Genomic DNA, 15,737 nt, shown 5'->3' on the forward strand with positions numbered 1-15,737 from the left:
TTATTGCTCGCAAGTTGGCACTTGAATCATGATGTCGTAAAGCTCTTGATCGCTCTGAGCATTACGCAGCTGTTTAAGAGTCTGCTTGTCGTTTAGTCGTTCTGCCATACAAGAAAGGGTTTTTAGATGCTCTTTGCATTGTTCGCTAGGAACAAGCAGGGCAAATAGTAGGTCGACAGGACGATTATCAATCGCATCAAATTCGATAGGATCTTGGCATTGCAGTAATACAGCTATCGCTTTATCACTGACATTCATACGAGCATGTGGAATCGCGATACCATTACCAATACCGGTACTGCCCATCTTCTCACGGCTCAACATACACTCAAATAGCTCTGTTGAATCTTGACCGCAGCTTTCTGCTGCGATCTGGCTGATGAGCTCAAGGGCTCTTTTTTTGCTTGTGCATTGGACTGCACTTTTGGTGCAGTCCAATGAAAGTACTTCGCTTAATTGCATGTTAGTGACTACTTAGCTTTTCTTTGTGCTTGTTGAGTTGGCGGACGAGTTTATCAACCAATGAATCAATCGCGGCATACATGCTTTCATCTGTTGCTGTCGCATGGATTTCCCCCTGATTTATATGCAGGGTAGCTTCTGCGATTTGATTGATTTTCTCAACTTTTAAAACAACCTGAACGCTATTGATATGATCAAAGAAGCGCTCAAGTTTGTCGAATTTGGTGTGAACATAGTCTTGCATTGAATCGGTAAGATCAACGTGATGGCCTTGAATATTGATTTGCATAGACTTTCCTTTTCAGTTGGTTGCCTGATCATAGTTGCTAAGTAACTAGCGACTAAATGAGCTTATAGCAGGCGTTTACGCTGACTCGATGGGGCAATGCCCAGAGACTCACGGTATTTCGCTATGGTACGTCTAGCTACCTGAATTCCTTGGTCAGCCAGTAAAGCAGCAATCTTACTATCACTTAGAGGCTTCGCGGTATTTTCCGCTGCGACAAGCTTCTTGATGAGTGCGCGAATTGCTGTAGATGAACATTCACCGCCATTGTCAGTGCTGACATGGCTTGAGAAAAAGTATTTGAGCTCGAAGATGCCACGTGGCGTATGCATGAATTTTTGAGTCGTCACACGAGAGATCGTGGATTCGTGCATATCAACAGCTAACGCAACATCATTAAGAACCATTGGCTTCATCGCTTCTTCGCCATGTTCGAAGAAATCACGCTGATGTTCAACAATGCATCGCGCAACTTTGAGTAGCGTCTCATTTCGGCTCTCTAGGCTTTTAATTAACCACTTTGCTTCTTGCAAATTTGAGCGGATGTATTGATTGTCGGCGCTGTTGCCTTTACTGCCCAGATCAGCGTACTGCTGATTCACTTTCAACTTAGGCACGCTATCAGGGTTAATGGTCACTAACCATTTGCCAAGGTCTTTGAAGACAGATACATCTGGAACCACATACTCAGTTTCATCCGGAGTAATCTTACTGCCAGGACGAGGGTCCAGCTGTTGAATCAGTTGCAAAACTTCACGTAGTTCTGCTTCTTTCAACTTGGTCTCTTTGATAACCAGTTTGTAATCGCGATTGCCGAGTTGGTCGATATGGCTAGTAAGTACTAACTTAGCTTCGTTAAGCCAAGGCGTATCTTGGGGAAAGGTTGCCAGTTGCAGTAACAAGCAATCTTGCAGGTTGACTGAACCGACACCTAGCGGATCAAACTGCTGAATTCGTTTACGTACCGCTTCAATTTCATCAAGCTCGATCTCTTCATTGTCGAAGTTTTCAAGGATGTCTTCACAAGTTACAGTGAGGTAGCCGTAGTCGTCGATGGCATCGATTAATGCAAAAGCGATGCTTCGGTCGGTGTCAGTGAATGGCGTTAAGTCGAGTTGCCAAAGTAGGTAATCGTGCAGGCTTTGAGTGGTTTCGCCTTGATAAACCGGCATGTCGTCATCAATCGCAATACCCGTGTTACCGGTGTTCGCGCTGTAGACGTCTTCCCAAGTTGTGTCGATTTCTAGTTCGTTGCCAATCTCTGATTTTTCGATTAAGTCTGAGCTATCAGGTAAGTCTTGCTCTGTGGCTTCAACAGTTTCTTTTTCGTCACTGCTAGGTTTTTCTTCCGATGTTGGCGTATCTTCATTGCCTTCTTCGACATCGAGTAGTGGGTTAGATTCAAGTGCTTCTTGAATCTCTTGCTGCAAATCTAAAGTAGACAATTGCAACAAACGAATCGCTTGCTGCAATTGAGGAGTCATTGCTAACTGTTGGCCTAGCTTAAGTTGTAATGAGGGTTTCATTCAGTGTGACTTACCTAGTTATTATTCTTAGAACTCTCGATACTCTCTATATAATCATAGACGGAATTGTTCGCCTAGATAAACTTGTTTAACTTGTTCGTTATTGAGAACATCTTCAGGAGTACCCTCAGCGATCAGGTGTCCTTGGCTTACGATGTAAGCTTTTTCACACACGTCTAATGTTTCACGAACGTTGTGGTCGGTAATCAAAACGCCCAAGCCGCGATCACGCAGGTGAACAATGATTTTTTTGATATCGATTACTGAGATCGGGTCAACACCGGCGAATGGTTCATCCAATAGAATGAACTGCGGGTTTGCTGCTAGTGCACGAGCAATCTCTACACGACGACGCTCACCACCCGACAGAGCCATACCATTGCTGGTGCGGATATGTTGGATGTGGAACTCTTCTAGCAGGTCTTCCAGCTTATCTTGGCGTTGTTCGTTGGTCATTTCATCACGGGTTTGTAAAACCGCCATGATGTTGTTCTCTACGGACAACTTACGGAAAATCGATGCTTCTTGAGGCAGGTAACCGATACCAAGACGAGAGCGGCTGTGCATTGGTAAGATACTGATGTCTCGGTCATCAATGCTGATGGTACCTTCATCACGCGCCACCAAACCAACTATCATATAGAAAGATGTGGTTTTACCTGCACCGTTAGGCCCAAGCAGACCGACGATCTGGCCTGACTCTACCTGTAAGCTTACATCGGTAACAACCTTACGTTTACTGTAGGTTTTCGCTAGGTTTTTTGCTTTAAGAACAGCCATCGTTACTTATTCACTTCCGTTGGTTGTAAAACCGTTGACACTCGTTTGTTTTCACCACTGTCAGCGACTAATTTCTGAGAACCGATCTGGTAAGTGATCTTAGAACCGCGAATGATGCTGCCATCTTGAGATAACATCGCATTCTTAGTCATGATCAGTCGGTCGGCAACAAGCTGGTAGTGCAGGTCGTCAGCTTCACCGTAGAGTGTCTTACCGTCGTCAGTAAGCTGAGAGAAGGTTGCTGGCTTACCGAAGCCTTGAATTTCTTCAATCTCACCGTTTACGGCGTTACGAGTAACAATAACCTTATCGGCATTGATATTGATGCTGCCTTGTTTAAGGTTCACATCACCAAGGAAAGTCACTTGGTTACTTTTCATATCCAATTGCTGGCTGTCTGAGTCAATGTAGACAGGTTGCTCACTATCCGAAGACAGAGCATAGACATTAGGTGCCGCAAGGGTCAAAGCGAATAAACTAAGGTGTAAGAGTTTCATATCTACCTTGAACAGAATTAAAGAGGGTTGCATTGTTGGTACCGAAGTTACCTTTCATTGCTTGTCCCTCAGTTTCAAAAAATGTACCGATCATATGGACCGGAGTCTCTGAATAAAAATCTCGGCTAGGCAGCTCAACAACCATTTTATCTGTGGTCATTGTATCGAAGCTGGCTTCTGGCAACAGGTTCTTTGCCACGACGTTGTCATAAAACGTGACAACTTGATTCTCATCCATAATCGCGCGATCAGCGGTGACTTGCCATTCAATCGTGTGGCCTTCACGGAATACCGAAAGAACTGGGTTTTGAAAGTGCGTATCGCCAACTACTGAGTAGTGTTCTAAATACGTCGATTCAACCTGATAGCTGCGAATACCGCTTTCGTCGTAGCTAATGTTGTTCAGGCTTTTGCCACTAAACGCGGGCAGCTCCAAATTTGGAGCCACTTGTATCGTTGATGTTTGCTCTTTGTCGTACAAGTAATAGGTCGACCAAGAGGCAATAAATATGAGTATTAAATAGATAATACGAGTAAAACTCATATGCTTAAACCTTTATGCACGTCGAGTTCATTTCTTGCTTGTAAAATAAGGTCACAGACTTCACGTACCGCGCCATGACCACCGTTAATGGTTGTCACGTAGTTTGCACGCTTTGCAAGTAGCGGGTGCCCATCTGCCACACAGACCTTCAAGCCAACTTTTTCCATTACAGGCCAGTCAATCAGATCGTCTCCGATGTAACCTGTATTTTCGGGGTTTACAGAAAGCTTATCGCAAATATCTTGGTATGCCTTAACTTTATCGTCTTGACCTTGATAAATCAGCTTAATGCCTAGAGCGGTCATACGATTCTCAACAATTTGAGATTTGCGACCCGTGATGATCGCGATTTCAATGCCTGCGTTCATCAGTGATTTGATACCGTAACCGTCACGAGTGTGGAAGGTTTTCAGCTCTTCACCGTTGTTGCCCATGTAGATGCGACCATCAGAGAAGACACCATCGACATCGCAAATCAGCAGTTTGATCTCTTTTGCAATTGCAAATACATCTGAATTAACAGTGCCGTATAGAGTTTCGACTGTCTGTGTCATTACATTACTCCTGCTTTCAGTAAGTCATGCATGTTTAACGCTCCGACTAATTTACCTTCTTGGCATAACATCAGGCCATTGATGCTCTTCGCTTGCATCAAGTTTAAGCCCTCAACCGCGAGCATGTTTGGCTCGGCTACCGTCGGGTTTAGCGTCATCACATCACCGATCTGCGTGTTATGGATATCAACGCGTTTGTCTAAGATACGGCGTAAATCACCATCGGTAAAAATACCGGCCATTTGGCCATCTTCACCAACGATTGCTGTCATGCCTAAGCCTTTCTGAGATATCTCTAGTAGAGCGTCTCTTACTAGTGCGTCGGGTGCTACAACAGGAAGTGAATCGCCTGTGTGCATGATGTCGTCGAGCTTCAACAGCAGCTGACGACCTAAAGCGCCACCAGGATGAGACAGGGCAAAGTCTTGAGCGGTGAAGCCTCGAGCCTGCAAAAGTGCAACGGCTAATGCATCACCCATGACCAAAGTCGCCGTGGTACTTGTTGTTGGTGCTAAGCCCAGCGGACAAGCTTCTTCCGGTACTGAAATTTGTAAATGGATATCAGACAGGGTTGCCATGTTTGATGCTGGCTTGCCTGTCATGCTGATGATCTTGATGCTCAGACGCTTTAACACAGGAAATAGGCTGAGGATTTCTCCCGATTCGCCGGAGTTGGATATTGCAATCACAATATCACCAGGTTCGATCATGCCTAAGTCGCCATGCGCCGCTTCGCCTGGGTGAACAAAGAAAGCCGATGTCCCGGTACTTGCCAATGTTGCTGCGATTTTGTTGCCAATGTGGCCTGATTTACCCATGCCCATCACAACGACTTTGCCTTTGTTGTTCAGGATAAGGTCGCAAGCTTTACAAAAATCATCATTAAAATATTGGTCTAATTGAGTGAGACCTGCAACTTCGGTTTCCAAAACTTGTTTTGCAACGCTGCGGTAATCAAATGGCTGAGACATCAAATACTCCAAGTACGGGAAGTTAAATCAACAATTAAGCCGACATGTTCATTAATAGGTAACTTTGGTAGGCCACGAACGTCACAATTAACACGCCGCCTTCAATACGATTCACACTACGAGATTTTCCTAGTGCCATCACAACAAGTAGTAGCGATACGCCTAGCATTACCCAGAAGTCACGACCCATAGCGAACTCGCTCAAGATCGAAGGGTTTAGGATGCCCGGGATACCCATAACAGCAAGGATGTTGAATACGTTTGAACCAATGATATTACCTACAGCCATATCATCTTCACCCTTCATAACGCCGGCTAGTGATGCTGCAAGTTCAGGAAGGCTAGTACCAACAGCAATGATGGTTAAACCAATGACAAGGTCGCTCATGCCGAAGAACTTCGCGATGATCACAGCGTTATCTACCAGCATATCAGCAGCTAAAGGTAGGACGATTAGACCAATCACGACCCACATTGCAGCCTTAGGGTTACTTACGCCTTCAGGGATCTCTGATTCTTGCTCATCAAGGAAAGCATCGCCGTTCTTTTTCTCGCTGCGGCTGATTTGCAACATAGCAAACAAAAACGCGGCAAAAAGAACAAACAACAACACGCCTTCATAGAAGCCTAAATGGTTATCCCACAATAGGGCGCCCGCTAGCAGAGTGACACCGATCATTAATGGTAGTTCACGACGAATCACGCCTGAGCTAATCGATAACGGTTTGATAAGGGCTGTAATACCTAAAATCAGCGCGATGTTGGCGATGTTAGAGCCCAGTACGTTGCCTACAGCTGTATCTGTTTTGCCATCAAGGGCTGCTGTCGCAGAAACCATCATTTCAGGAGCCGAAGACCCCATTGCTAAGATCGTCATACCGATAACTAGTGGTGAAATACCGAAGTTGCGAGCAAGAGCAGCGGCACCGTAAACCAGCTTATCTGCACTCCACACCAAAAAACCTAGACCGATAATAAGAAACGCAATCGCTTCAAGCATGATGATTCCTAAAAAATTAATAAAAACGGAGAATTAACCGCTAATTTTGACCTGTTGCTAGATAAAAGGGAAGTCACTCGGCAAATTAATTACCAGTTAGCAGGCAAGAAAGAGAGATCAATAGATAATTTCCTAATGCTTTCAAATCCCTGCATAGATTCCTGTTTAATATGAATTAATTGAACAGTGCTTTTAATTCTAAAGTAGACTCATTATTATTGCAGCCATAATTGGCGTTTTTTAAAGCAAGGAAACAACAAAAATATGTTGAACACTGAGCTTGTGAAAGTTAAGAACCTCAGCTTCTCACGTGGTGAGCGCGTTATCTTTGATGACATCAGTTTAGAGGTGCCTCAAGGCAAGATAACCGCAATCATGGGGCCGTCTGGGATTGGCAAAACGACTTTACTGCGTTTGATTGGTGGGCAACTGCCGCCAGATGAAGGCGAAATTTGGTTTGATGGCGACAATGTCCCTGCATTATCACGTCGAAAGCTGTATCAAGCACGTAAGAAAATGAGCATGCTATTTCAATCGGGTGCGCTTTTTACGGATCTCAATGTCTTTGATAATGTGGCGTTTCCGCTGCGAGAGCACACTGAACTTAATGAAAAATTCATTCGTACCATCGTATTACTTAAGCTTGAAGCGGTAGGATTACGTGGTGCTGCGCAATTGATGCCGAGTGAGTTGTCTGGCGGAATGGCTAGGCGTGCCGCACTGGCGCGCGCAATCGCACTGGATCCAGAACTTATCATGTACGATGAGCCGTTTGTTGGCCAAGATCCCATCACCATGGGCGTATTGGTTGAATTGATCCGAAATCTCAATCAAGCCTTGGGCTTAACCTCGATTGTTGTTTCTCACGATGTGCCAGAGGTGATGAGTATTGCTGATTGGGTTTACCTCATGGCAGATAGCAAGATTATTGCCGCTGGAACACCTGATGAGTTGTACAACAATAGCGATCCGAGAGTGCAGCAATTTTTGCAAGGCGAAGCCGATGGTCCAGTACCATTTAGATTCCCTGCGAAGAGCTTAGAAAAGGATTTGTTTTAATATGATTGTTAAAACTATTGCGGGTGTCGGTAAGCGTACACTTGCGAGCTGTGAGTCATTTGGTCGAGCAAGCCTGATGTTATTTGGGGCTTTGTTTGGCATCCCGCGACTAAAAAACTTCCCCTTATTAGTAAAACAACTTTATAGCGTTGGCGTTCAGTCATTGGCTATTATTTTAGTTTCGGGTCTGTTTATCGGCATGGTGCTCAGCCTGCAGGGCTATGTCGTGTTAATTGACTACGGCGCTGAGGGAAACCTTGGTCAAATGGTCGCGCTTTCACTGTTGCGTGAGTTGGGGCCTGTGGTGACTGCGTTATTATTTGCAGGTCGAGCCGGTTCAGCACTCACGGCAGAGATTGGGTTAATGAAGGCAACAGAGCAGATCTCAAGCCTTGAGATGATGGCCGTTGACCCTCTTAAACGCATTATTGCACCACGTCTTTGGGCCGGGCTTATCTCAATGCCATTGCTTGCTATGATTTTTATGGCGGTAGGTATTTGGGGCGGTCAACTGGTTGGTGTTGATTGGAAAGGCATTGATCACGGCAGTTTCTGGTCTGCGATGCAGTCTTCAGTAGAACTTGGCCGAGATATTGGTAACAGCATGATCAAATGTATGGTCTTCGCTATCACCGTAACTTGGATCGCACTTTTCAATGGTTATGACGCAGTACCGACTTCAGAAGGTATCAGTCAGGCAACCACACGCACTGTAGTGCACTCTTCTCTAGCGGTACTAGGGCTAGATTTTGTTCTTACCGCATTGATGTTTGGGAATTAATCATGCAACAAACTCGAAAATTAGAATTATGGGTCGGCACCTTTGTTATTGCCGGAATTTGCGCAATCTTAATCATGATCTTTCAAGTCGCTGACGTAAAAGGCATAGGTTCGAACCATACTTACAATCTAAAAGCGACCTTTGACAACATTGGCAGCCTAAAAGTTCGTTCTCCAGTGAAAGTGGGTGGCGTCGTTGTTGGACGAGTTAAAAGCATTGAGCTTGATACCGAGAGCTACCTTCCTGTCGTTGAACTGTCTATTGACGGGAAGTACTCACAATTTCCAGATACCTCTAGTGCTCAAATTTTAACATCTGGCTTAATTGGTGAGCAGTACATTAGTCTGGTTCCAGGCTTCATTTTTGATGATGAAGAGATGTTGGTCGATGGTGATTCAATTGAAGACACTAAGTCAGCATTGGTACTAGAAGATTTGATTGGCCAAGTGCTGTATAGCGTTGGTGGTTCTAATGACAGCGAAGCTAAGGAATAAGATAATGTTGAAAACTATTAGTTATTTAAAAGCTATTGGTTACTTGAAATCAATGTTTATGGCGGCAATGGCGTTGCTTATTTCTACCCAAGCCTTTGCTGCAGAATCGATTGACCGTACTCAGCCTTACCAGATGATGACTCAAGTTGCCGAAGTGGCATTTGAGCGTTTGAAGAGTGAACAAGACAACATCCACCAAGATCCAGAGTTATTGAAGGTCATCGTGGAAGAAGAGTTGATGCCTTATGTGAATGCACAATATGCAGCTCTTAAGTTACTTGGACCAAACTTGAAAGGCGCGGATAGAAAAGACGTGGGCGTGTTTATCGATTCATTCCGTAAATACCTTGTTTCTTCTTATGCCCAAGTGCTGACTCAATACACAGATCAGACGATTGAATTTGGTCCAGAACCAAAAATCAAAGCGGATAGCCGCATTACCAGTATCAAGGTCGACATCATCGATACGCCGCGACCAAACATTAAGCTTGAATTTAAGCTTCGCAAAGACAAGAAATCTGGCGAGTGGAAAGCATTTGATATGGTTGCCGAAGGTATTAGCTTGTTGTCGAGCAAGCAATCGGAGTGGAATACTAAGATTCGTCAAGAAGGCATCTTACAAGTTGCAGACGAACTAGAGAAATTAGCCGCACAACCGATTCGTTTTGAGAGTAATAAATAATGAGCCATTCTCAATGGCAAGCACTAAGCTCTAAAGAGTATCAACTGTTCGGTGATTTAGACCGAGACAGTGTCCCTGCAATCTGGCGTATATTGGAAAAGTGGCAAACGACGGAATCGAGCATTGAAATTGACCTTAGCCATATAAATCGAGTCGATTCAGCAGGAATGGTGATGCTAATTCACTTATTAGAGCATGCAAAAAATCAAAACTGTCATATAATGCTCAGTTTCGTGCCAGAACAATTACGAACGTTGTTCCAATTGAGCAATATCCAGCCAATGATGGCAGAACACATAAAAAATTAGGCAGGAGCTATTTGTGGACAGCACAAAAGTACAAGAATTATTAGCAGAAGCACTGAACCTTCAGGAAATTTTCGTGAAAGGGGAAGGCAGTCATTACGAAGTTGTTGCGGTTGATCCATGTTTTGACGGCATGAATCGAGTTAAGAAGCAGCAACTAATCTACGGCCCACTAATGGAATACATTCAACGCAATGACATCCATGCTCTTTCTATTAAGGCTTTCACGCCGGAAGAGTGGGAACGTGATAAGAAACTGATGTCACTTTAAGGTTTATGATGGAAAAGTTTCGAGTTATTGGATCGGATAAGCCGCTAAGCGGTGAAGTGACGATCTCAGGCGCAAAAAATGCAGCGCTACCTATCTTATTTGCTTCAATTCTTGCTGAAGAGCCAGTGGAAGTAAGTAACGTTCCTCACCTACGTGACATCGATACTACGATGGAACTGCTTAAGCGTTTAGGCGCAAAAGTATCGCGTAATGGTAGTGTTCATGTTGATGGCAGCGAAATTAATGAATTTTGTGCGCCTTACGATTTAGTGAAAACAATGCGTGCTTCTATCTGGGCTTTAGGTCCTCTAGTCGCTCGTTTTGGTGAAGGCCAAGTGTCACTTCCAGGCGGTTGTGCAATTGGTGCTCGACCTGTTGATCTGCATATCCACGGCCTAGAGCAACTAGGTGCGACCATTAAGTTGGAAGATGGCTATGTGAAAGCAAGTGTTGATGGCCGTCTGAAAGGCGCGCACATCGTGATGGATAAAGTAAGTGTGGGTGCCACCATTACTATCATGTGTGCAGCAACGCTAGCGGAAGGAACAACAGTACTCGATAACTCAGCGCGTGAGCCTGAGATTGTTGATACGGCTGACTTCCTAAACAAACTGGGTGCTAAAATTTCTGGCGCAGGTACAGATACGATTACTATCGAAGGCGTTGAACGTCTTGGTGGTGGCCAACACTCTGTGGTTGCTGACCGTATTGAAACAGGTACTTTCCTGGTTGCTGCTGCTGTTTCTGGCGGTAAAGTGGTTTGTCGCAACACCAACGCTCATCTTCTTGAAGCTGCCTTAGCGAAGCTTGAAGAAGCGGGTGCGAAGGTTGAAACGGGCGAAGACTGGATCAGTCTTGATATGACGGGTCGTGAACTGAAAGCGGTGAAAATCGTAACGGCACCTCACCCTGGTTTCCCAACCGACATGCAAGCACAGTTTACTCTGCTTAACATGATGGCGAAGGGCAGTGGTGTTATCACTGAGACTATCTTTGAAAACCGTTTTATGCACATTCCTGAGTTACAGCGAATGGGTGCAAAAGCGGAAATCGAAGGTAACACGGCTATCTGTGGTGAAACGGAAAAACTGAGCGGCGCTCAAGTAATGGCAACGGACCTTCGCGCATCTGCGAGCCTTGTTATTGCTGGCTGTATTGCTCAAGGTGAAACCATCGTTGACCGTATTTATCACATCGATCGTGGCTACGATAAGATTGAAGATAAATTGTCAGCCTTAGGCGCAAACATTACACGATTTAGTGAGTCGAACTAACCTAGGTTAGTGGATTCATGAATCAGTAAGATGAAAACATAAAAGTCGGAACCTTGGTTTCGGCTTTTTTATAGTTGTATTTACCGCGAGTAAATCTATTGCTCATTTTTGCGCGAATAGATGAATCAACTTGGCGGTCGGTGAGGAACAAAATGATAGCAATATTACGTATTTTCGCAGTGGCGATATTTGCGATTCTTATGTTTGTATTTGGTTGTGGTTACTGCCTATTAAGTCCACGCAACCCGAAACACGTATTTACCTTTGGCCGTTATTTCGGTCGCATGTCGAAGATCTTCGGCATGAAGTTAGAGCTTCGCATCCCAGAAGATGCCTACTCTCGCGGCCAACATGTTTATGTGGCGAACCACCAAAACAGCTGGGATCTATTCACGATTTCATCAGCGGTAACGCCAAAAGTGGTAACTGTTGGTAAGAAAAGCCTAGTGTGGATGCCTCTATTTGGTCAGCTTTACTGGTTGACGGGTAACATCCTAATTGACCGTGCTAACCGTAGCAAAGCGGTAGGTACGATTGATCAGGTCGTGACGAGTCTAAAAGAGAGCGATGTTTCAGTTTGGATGTTCCCTGAAGGCACTCGTTCTCGTGGCCGTGGTCTGCTGCCATTCAAAACAGGTGCATTCCATGCTGCGATTGGTGCTGGCTTGCCTATCATCCCTATCGTGTGTAGCTCAACCGGTGGCGTGAAGCTAAACCGTTGGAACAATGGTCACGTGATTGTTGAAATGCTGCCACCAATCAGCACTGAAGGCTACGACAAGTCTAATGTTCGTGAACTGGCTAACCTAGCTCGTGAGCAGATGGCTGCGAAACTTGAAGAGTTAGACAAAGAAGTGGTTGAGCTTAATAAAAAGTAATTATCTAAGCGAAACGATGAACAATAAAAAAGGTTGCCAACGGGGCAACCTTTTTTGTATCTAATAAACACTCAGCATTACGCTAAGTCGTTTATCCGAAGGTGTTTAATCTAGAGATTAAAAGCTATTTGCGAACCGCAATAGCTTCGATCTCGATACCTACATCTTTTGGTAGACGAGCTACTTCAACACATGAACGTGCAGGGTAGTTTGCAACACCGTGCTCATCAAAGAACTTACCGTAAACTTCGTTTACTGTGCCGAAGTCGTTTAGGTCTTTAACGAATACCGTTAGTTTTACGATGTCTTTTACAGTCAGGCCAGAAGCTTCAACAACCGCTTGAACGTTGTCTAGAGATTGGCGAGCTTGCTCTGCGATATCAGCAGATACTTCACCAGTTGCTGGGTTTACTGGGATTTGACCAGAAGTCAGAACCATATTGCCAAGGTCAACACCTTGTACGTATGGGCCGATTGCAGCTGGAGCAGATTCTGTGTGAAGTACTTTAGTCATTGGTTATTCCGTCAGTTATTGGATAAAAAGCAATTTTTAGTGTGCCTTCAAACTCAGGATAGGTAAAGAGCAAAATACCCCGCACAGGCGAGGTATTGAATAGTTTTTGCGTTCGATCGGCGTTGCCGTATGACGTTATCTTTCTGTCACGATCTCACGAGAGAATACTTTTTCGCAGTACTTACACTTCAATCGAATATCTTCTTTCTTTTCAAAGATCTTAAAGCTGCTTTCTACGGGCTCATTGTGAGTAATACAGTTGGTGTTTGGACACTCAAACACATCGTTGATTTGCTCAGGAAGTTCTAGTGGTAGCTTCTTAACCACTTCGTAATCTTCGATTTGGTTTACCGTTGCGTGAGGTGCGTAAAGTGCTAACTTGCTCGCCTGTTCTTCAGTGATAAAAACATTCTCTATCTTGAGTAAGTCTTTGCCGCCTAGAGCAGAAGATGGCAGGTTTAGGCCAATCGTTACTCGCTGATTTGAGTTATGCATGTCGAACAGTTTGAGTACCTTGATCCCGATATTGGCTGGGATATGGTCGATAACCGTTCCGTTCTTGATTGCTTCAACTTTTAATTGAGTCTCTTTAGACATGATATCTCTCCTCTACAGCGTTTCGTTAAGAACAAGGGCTAGCAGTGCTTCACGTGCGTAAACACCGTTCTCTGCTTGCTGGAAGTAGTAAGCGTAAGGTGTTTTATCGACATCGACAGTAATTTCATCAACACGAGGAAGAGGGTGAAGAACCTTTAGGTTATCACGTGCATTTTCCAGCATCGGAGCAGTCAGGATGTACGCTGATTTGATGTGCGCGTATTCCGATTCATCGAAGCGCTCTTTTTGAACTCGAGTCATGTACAAGACATCAAGCTCTGGAATGACATCTTCCATGTCTGTCAGCAGTTGATACTTGATACCCGCTTCATCAAGTTCTTCGCAAATGTAGTCTGGCATCGCCAGTGCTTCAGGTGCCACGAAATAGAAACAGATGTTATCGAACTTCGCTAGCGCTTGAGTCAACGAGTGAACCGTACGGCCGTACTTAAGGTCACCAACGAATGCAACGTTGAGGTTGTCTAGGCGGCCTTGTGTCTCAGCTATAGAGAATAGGTCTAATAACGTTTGTGTTGGGTGTTGGTTTGCGCCGTCACCTGCGTTAATAACAGGAACACCGTTTGAGAACTCAGAAGCCAGACGCGCTGCGCCTTCTTGAGGGTGACGCATCACGTAAGCGTCAACGTATGAAGAGATAACCTGTACCGAGTCCGCTAGCGTTTCGCCTTTCTTTGCCAAAGAAGTGTTACCACCACTGTCGAAACCAATCACATCACCACCGATGCGTTGAATCGCAGTTTCAAAAGAGAGACGAGTTCGCGTAGAAGGTTCGAAGAAGCAGCTGGCAACAACTTTGTTCTTGATGAGTTCTGGGTTTGGCTCAGCCTTTAGCTGACCTGCCGTTTGAACAATTAATTCTAGCTCTTCACGAGAAAGCTCTGGAATTGAGATGATGTGCTTTTGATAGAGCGAATTCGCCATGATCTTCTTCCCCACAATAATGTATTGGCCATAAAAAAGCCCCCCATAATGGGAGGCTTTAAAAAAGTGCTGAAAAGCAGAATAGACGGCCTGGCAAGCATCTTAGCTTACGAGCAATATTTGGTGTTTTCACAATATTACTATGTGTTATCACAATATTGGTTGGCGTCATTTTCACTACTCTCAGACAAATTGCCGAGAATTATACGCTTTCAATTTGTGAGCGCAAGCGATTACATCAAGCTTTTGTTTACTTTCATTATTGTCTATTGACCAAGCGTCGCGACCATCACCGCCTTGATGGTGTGCATGCGATTTTCAGCTTCATCAAATACAATCGAGTAGTCAGATTCAAACACTTCGTCAGTCACTTCCAAGCCGTTCATTCCATACTTGTCAGAGACTTGCTGACCAATCACAGTTTCATTGTTGTGGAAAGCGGGTAGGCAGTGCATGAACTTCACTTGAGGGTTACCAGTTAGCTTAATGACATCCATATTCACTTGGTATGGTTTCATTACCGCCACACGTTCGTCCCAAGCTTCAGGGGCTTCGCCCATCGAAACCCAAACATCGGTGTATAGGTAATCACAACCTTTCACGCCTTCAGCAACGTCTTCAGTTAACGTGATTTTTGCGCCAGTGTTTTGCGCAATGGTTTGGCACTCTTCAACAAGCTGCTCTTCTGGCCAAAAGGCTTTTGGCGCGACAAGGCGAATATCCATGCCCATCTTCGCGGCTCCGACTAACAGAGAGTTACCCATGTTATTGCGTGCATCGCCTAGATAAGCAAAGCTGATTTGGTGTAGATGCTTCCCGCGGCCATGCTCAAGCATAGTGAGGAAATCAGCCAAGATCTGAGTAGGGTGGAACTCATCGGTTAAACCATTCCAAACCGGCACGCCCGCATAAGCGCCTAAGTCTTCAGCGATACTTTGGCCAAAGCCACGATATTCAATGCCATCGTACATGCGTCCCAATACACGCGCCGTATCTTTCATTGATTCTTTTTGACCAATCTGAGAACCAGAAGGGCCAAGGTAAGAGACTTGAGCACCTTGATCAAAGGCGGCCACTTCAAACGCACATCGTGTTCGAGTTGATGCTTTCTCGAAGATCAAAGCAATGTTTTTGCCGTTGAGTTTCTTCTGCTCAGTGCCTGCATACTTAGCTTTTTTTAGGTCAGCAGACAGGTCGAGTAAAAACTGAATCTCTTTAGGAGTAAAGTCGAGAAGTTTTAGAAAGTTACGATTGCGAAGATTAAAGGCCATCTCTCGCTCCTTGCGTATATAGAATCAATGAAGAACTTAGTTAAACATA

General features: G+C 44.7%; 21 protein-coding genes. 8 read left to right on the forward strand and 13 right to left on the reverse strand.

Features of this window, described 5'->3' with window-relative positions; all coding sequences use genetic code 11:
• From ptsN to AB6D58_RS11790, 9 genes are all read right to left on the reverse strand, one after another.
• Window positions 1-462 (reverse strand): PTS IIA-like nitrogen regulatory protein PtsN, encoded by a 462-nt coding sequence (ptsN, locus tag AB6D58_RS11750; protein WP_004738707.1) that lies wholly within the window; start codon window positions 460-462, stop codon window positions 1-3.
• Window position 463: 1 nt separating this feature from the next.
• On the reverse strand, window positions 464-751 hold the full coding sequence (gene hpf, locus AB6D58_RS11755) for a ribosome hibernation promoting factor (protein ID WP_009847742.1): 288 nt from the start codon (window positions 749-751) through the stop codon (window positions 464-466).
• A 62-nt stretch (window positions 752-813) separates the two neighbouring features.
• The gene (locus AB6D58_RS11760; protein ID WP_017058913.1) at window positions 814-2,274 is read right to left on the reverse strand and encodes an RNA polymerase factor sigma-54; all 1,461 of its coding nucleotides are present in this window, start codon (window positions 2,272-2,274) and stop codon (window positions 814-816) included.
• A gap of 54 nt (window positions 2,275-2,328) precedes the next feature.
• Complete coding sequence (gene lptB / locus AB6D58_RS11765; RefSeq protein WP_004735304.1) at window positions 2,329-3,054, reverse strand: LPS export ABC transporter ATP-binding protein; 726 nt, start codon at window positions 3,052-3,054, stop codon at window positions 2,329-2,331.
• 2 nt (window positions 3,055-3,056) lie between these two features.
• Entirely contained in the window at window positions 3,057-3,551 is a 495-nt protein-coding gene (gene lptA / locus AB6D58_RS11770; protein WP_017058914.1) for a lipopolysaccharide transport periplasmic protein LptA, read from the reverse strand.
• Window positions 3,532-4,095, reverse strand: a complete 564-nt coding sequence (lptC, locus tag AB6D58_RS11775; protein ID WP_004735306.1) for an LPS export ABC transporter periplasmic protein LptC — start codon at window positions 4,093-4,095, stop codon at window positions 3,532-3,534. The genes lptA and lptC overlap by 20 nt, the downstream gene beginning before the upstream one ends.
• Window positions 4,092-4,649, reverse strand: coding sequence for a 3-deoxy-manno-octulosonate-8-phosphatase KdsC (kdsC, locus tag AB6D58_RS11780; RefSeq protein WP_017058916.1), 558 nt, complete (start codon window positions 4,647-4,649; stop codon window positions 4,092-4,094). Before kdsC ends, lptC begins: the two co-directional genes overlap by 4 nt.
• Window positions 4,649-5,620 (reverse strand): arabinose-5-phosphate isomerase KdsD, encoded by a 972-nt coding sequence (gene kdsD / locus AB6D58_RS11785; protein ID WP_017058917.1) that lies wholly within the window; start codon window positions 5,618-5,620, stop codon window positions 4,649-4,651. Before kdsD ends, kdsC begins: the two co-directional genes overlap by 1 nt.
• Window positions 5,621-5,654: 34 nt before the next feature.
• The gene (locus tag AB6D58_RS11790) at window positions 5,655-6,620 is read right to left on the reverse strand and encodes a calcium/sodium antiporter (RefSeq protein ID WP_017063737.1); all 966 of its coding nucleotides are present in this window, start codon (window positions 6,618-6,620) and stop codon (window positions 5,655-5,657) included.
• 264 nt (window positions 6,621-6,884) lie between these two features.
• On the opposite strand from AB6D58_RS11790, the gene mlaF reads away from it, so the two are divergent.
• The 8 genes from mlaF (at window position 6,885) to AB6D58_RS11830 (ending at window position 12,364) form a co-directional block, all read left to right on the forward strand.
• Window positions 6,885-7,679 carry a phospholipid ABC transporter ATP-binding protein MlaF gene (mlaF, locus tag AB6D58_RS11795; protein ID WP_171733232.1) on the forward strand — a complete coding sequence of 265 codons (795 nt, stop codon included), beginning with the start codon at window positions 6,885-6,887 and terminating at the stop codon, window positions 7,677-7,679.
• A gap of 1 nt (window position 7,680) precedes the next feature.
• Complete coding sequence (gene mlaE / locus AB6D58_RS11800; protein WP_017058920.1) at window positions 7,681-8,460, forward strand: lipid asymmetry maintenance ABC transporter permease subunit MlaE; 780 nt, start codon at window positions 7,681-7,683, stop codon at window positions 8,458-8,460.
• A gap of 2 nt (window positions 8,461-8,462) precedes the next feature.
• On the forward strand, window positions 8,463-8,954 hold the full coding sequence (gene mlaD / locus AB6D58_RS11805) for an outer membrane lipid asymmetry maintenance protein MlaD (protein ID WP_017058921.1): 492 nt from the start codon (window positions 8,463-8,465) through the stop codon (window positions 8,952-8,954).
• 52 nt (window positions 8,955-9,006) lie between these two features.
• On the forward strand, window positions 9,007-9,636 hold the full coding sequence (locus tag AB6D58_RS11810) for a phospholipid-binding protein MlaC (RefSeq protein ID WP_120459707.1): 630 nt from the start codon (window positions 9,007-9,009) through the stop codon (window positions 9,634-9,636).
• A complete protein-coding gene (locus AB6D58_RS11815; RefSeq protein ID WP_372157338.1) occupies window positions 9,636-9,944 on the forward strand; it encodes a lipid asymmetry maintenance protein MlaB in 309 nt (102 codons plus the stop codon). Before AB6D58_RS11810 ends, AB6D58_RS11815 begins: the two co-directional genes overlap by 1 nt.
• Before the next feature lie 13 nt (window positions 9,945-9,957).
• Entirely contained in the window at window positions 9,958-10,212 is a 255-nt protein-coding gene (ibaG, locus tag AB6D58_RS11820; RefSeq protein WP_017058924.1) for a BolA family iron metabolism protein IbaG, read from the forward strand.
• Between the two features lie 8 nt (window positions 10,213-10,220).
• Window positions 10,221-11,486, forward strand: coding sequence for a UDP-N-acetylglucosamine 1-carboxyvinyltransferase (murA, locus tag AB6D58_RS11825; protein WP_017058925.1), 1,266 nt, complete (start codon window positions 10,221-10,223; stop codon window positions 11,484-11,486).
• 152 nt (window positions 11,487-11,638) lie between these two features.
• The gene (locus AB6D58_RS11830) at window positions 11,639-12,364 is read left to right on the forward strand and encodes a 1-acylglycerol-3-phosphate O-acyltransferase (RefSeq protein ID WP_017058926.1); all 726 of its coding nucleotides are present in this window, start codon (window positions 11,639-11,641) and stop codon (window positions 12,362-12,364) included.
• A gap of 124 nt (window positions 12,365-12,488) precedes the next feature.
• Here the strand turns inward: AB6D58_RS11830 and AB6D58_RS11835 are convergent, their stop codons facing one another.
• From AB6D58_RS11835 to AB6D58_RS11850, 4 genes are all read right to left on the reverse strand, one after another.
• Window positions 12,489-12,878 (reverse strand): RidA family protein, encoded by a 390-nt coding sequence (locus tag AB6D58_RS11835; protein WP_004735319.1) that lies wholly within the window; start codon window positions 12,876-12,878, stop codon window positions 12,489-12,491.
• Window positions 12,879-13,013: 135 nt separating this feature from the next.
• Complete coding sequence (gene pyrI, locus AB6D58_RS11840) at window positions 13,014-13,475, reverse strand: aspartate carbamoyltransferase regulatory subunit (RefSeq protein ID WP_004735320.1); 462 nt, start codon at window positions 13,473-13,475, stop codon at window positions 13,014-13,016.
• A 12-nt stretch (window positions 13,476-13,487) separates the two neighbouring features.
• Window positions 13,488-14,417, reverse strand: coding sequence for an aspartate carbamoyltransferase (gene pyrB, locus AB6D58_RS11845; RefSeq protein WP_004735321.1), 930 nt, complete (start codon window positions 14,415-14,417; stop codon window positions 13,488-13,490).
• A gap of 266 nt (window positions 14,418-14,683) precedes the next feature.
• The gene (locus tag AB6D58_RS11850) at window positions 14,684-15,688 is read right to left on the reverse strand and encodes an ornithine carbamoyltransferase (protein ID WP_372136555.1); all 1,005 of its coding nucleotides are present in this window, start codon (window positions 15,686-15,688) and stop codon (window positions 14,684-14,686) included.
• Between the last annotated feature and the right edge of the window lie 49 nt (window positions 15,689-15,737).

The sequence above is a fragment of the Vibrio sp. 10N.239.312.D08 genome (assembly GCF_041466145.1).
Taxonomy (GTDB): Bacteria; Pseudomonadota; Gammaproteobacteria; order Enterobacterales; family Vibrionaceae; genus Vibrio; species Vibrio crassostreae_C.

Bases quoted from the DNA above. Each gene is read 5' to 3' on its own strand.
- pyrB (WP_004735321.1), bottom strand. From the start codon at position 14,417: ATGGCGAATTCGCTCTATCAAAAGCACATCATCTCAATTCCAGAGCTT.
- lptC (WP_004735306.1), bottom strand. From the start codon at position 4,095: ATGAGTTTTACTCGTATTATCTATTTAATACTCATATTTATTGCCTCT.
- AB6D58_RS11830 (WP_017058926.1), top strand. From the start codon at position 11,639: ATGATAGCAATATTACGTATTTTCGCAGTGGCGATATTTGCGATTCTT.
- lptB (WP_004735304.1), bottom strand. From the start codon at position 3,054: ATGGCTGTTCTTAAAGCAAAAAACCTAGCGAAAACCTACAGTAAACGT.
- kdsD (WP_017058917.1), bottom strand. From the start codon at position 5,620: ATGTCTCAGCCATTTGATTACCGCAGCGTTGCAAAACAAGTTTTGGAA.
- mlaD (WP_017058921.1), top strand. From the start codon at position 8,463: ATGCAACAAACTCGAAAATTAGAATTATGGGTCGGCACCTTTGTTATT.
- lptA (WP_017058914.1), bottom strand. From the start codon at position 3,551: ATGAAACTCTTACACCTTAGTTTATTCGCTTTGACCCTTGCGGCACCT.
- murA (WP_017058925.1), top strand. From the start codon at position 10,221: ATGGAAAAGTTTCGAGTTATTGGATCGGATAAGCCGCTAAGCGGTGAA.
- hpf (WP_009847742.1), bottom strand. From the start codon at position 751: ATGCAAATCAATATTCAAGGCCATCACGTTGATCTTACCGATTCAATG.
- AB6D58_RS11850 (WP_372136555.1), bottom strand. From the start codon at position 15,688: ATGGCCTTTAATCTTCGCAATCGTAACTTTCTAAAACTTCTCGACTTT.
- mlaF (WP_171733232.1), top strand. From the start codon at position 6,885: ATGTTGAACACTGAGCTTGTGAAAGTTAAGAACCTCAGCTTCTCACGT.
- AB6D58_RS11810 (WP_120459707.1), top strand. From the start codon at position 9,007: ATGTTTATGGCGGCAATGGCGTTGCTTATTTCTACCCAAGCCTTTGCT.
- AB6D58_RS11815 (WP_372157338.1), top strand. From the start codon at position 9,636: ATGAGCCATTCTCAATGGCAAGCACTAAGCTCTAAAGAGTATCAACTG.
- AB6D58_RS11790 (WP_017063737.1), bottom strand. From the start codon at position 6,620: ATGCTTGAAGCGATTGCGTTTCTTATTATCGGTCTAGGTTTTTTGGTG.
- ptsN (WP_004738707.1), bottom strand. From the start codon at position 462: ATGCAATTAAGCGAAGTACTTTCATTGGACTGCACCAAAAGTGCAGTC.
- pyrI (WP_004735320.1), bottom strand. From the start codon at position 13,475: ATGTCTAAAGAGACTCAATTAAAAGTTGAAGCAATCAAGAACGGAACG.
- AB6D58_RS11835 (WP_004735319.1), bottom strand. From the start codon at position 12,878: ATGACTAAAGTACTTCACACAGAATCTGCTCCAGCTGCAATCGGCCCA.
- mlaE (WP_017058920.1), top strand. From the start codon at position 7,681: ATGATTGTTAAAACTATTGCGGGTGTCGGTAAGCGTACACTTGCGAGC.
- kdsC (WP_017058916.1), bottom strand. From the start codon at position 4,649: ATGACACAGACAGTCGAAACTCTATACGGCACTGTTAATTCAGATGTA.
- AB6D58_RS11760 (WP_017058913.1), bottom strand. From the start codon at position 2,274: ATGAAACCCTCATTACAACTTAAGCTAGGCCAACAGTTAGCAATGACT.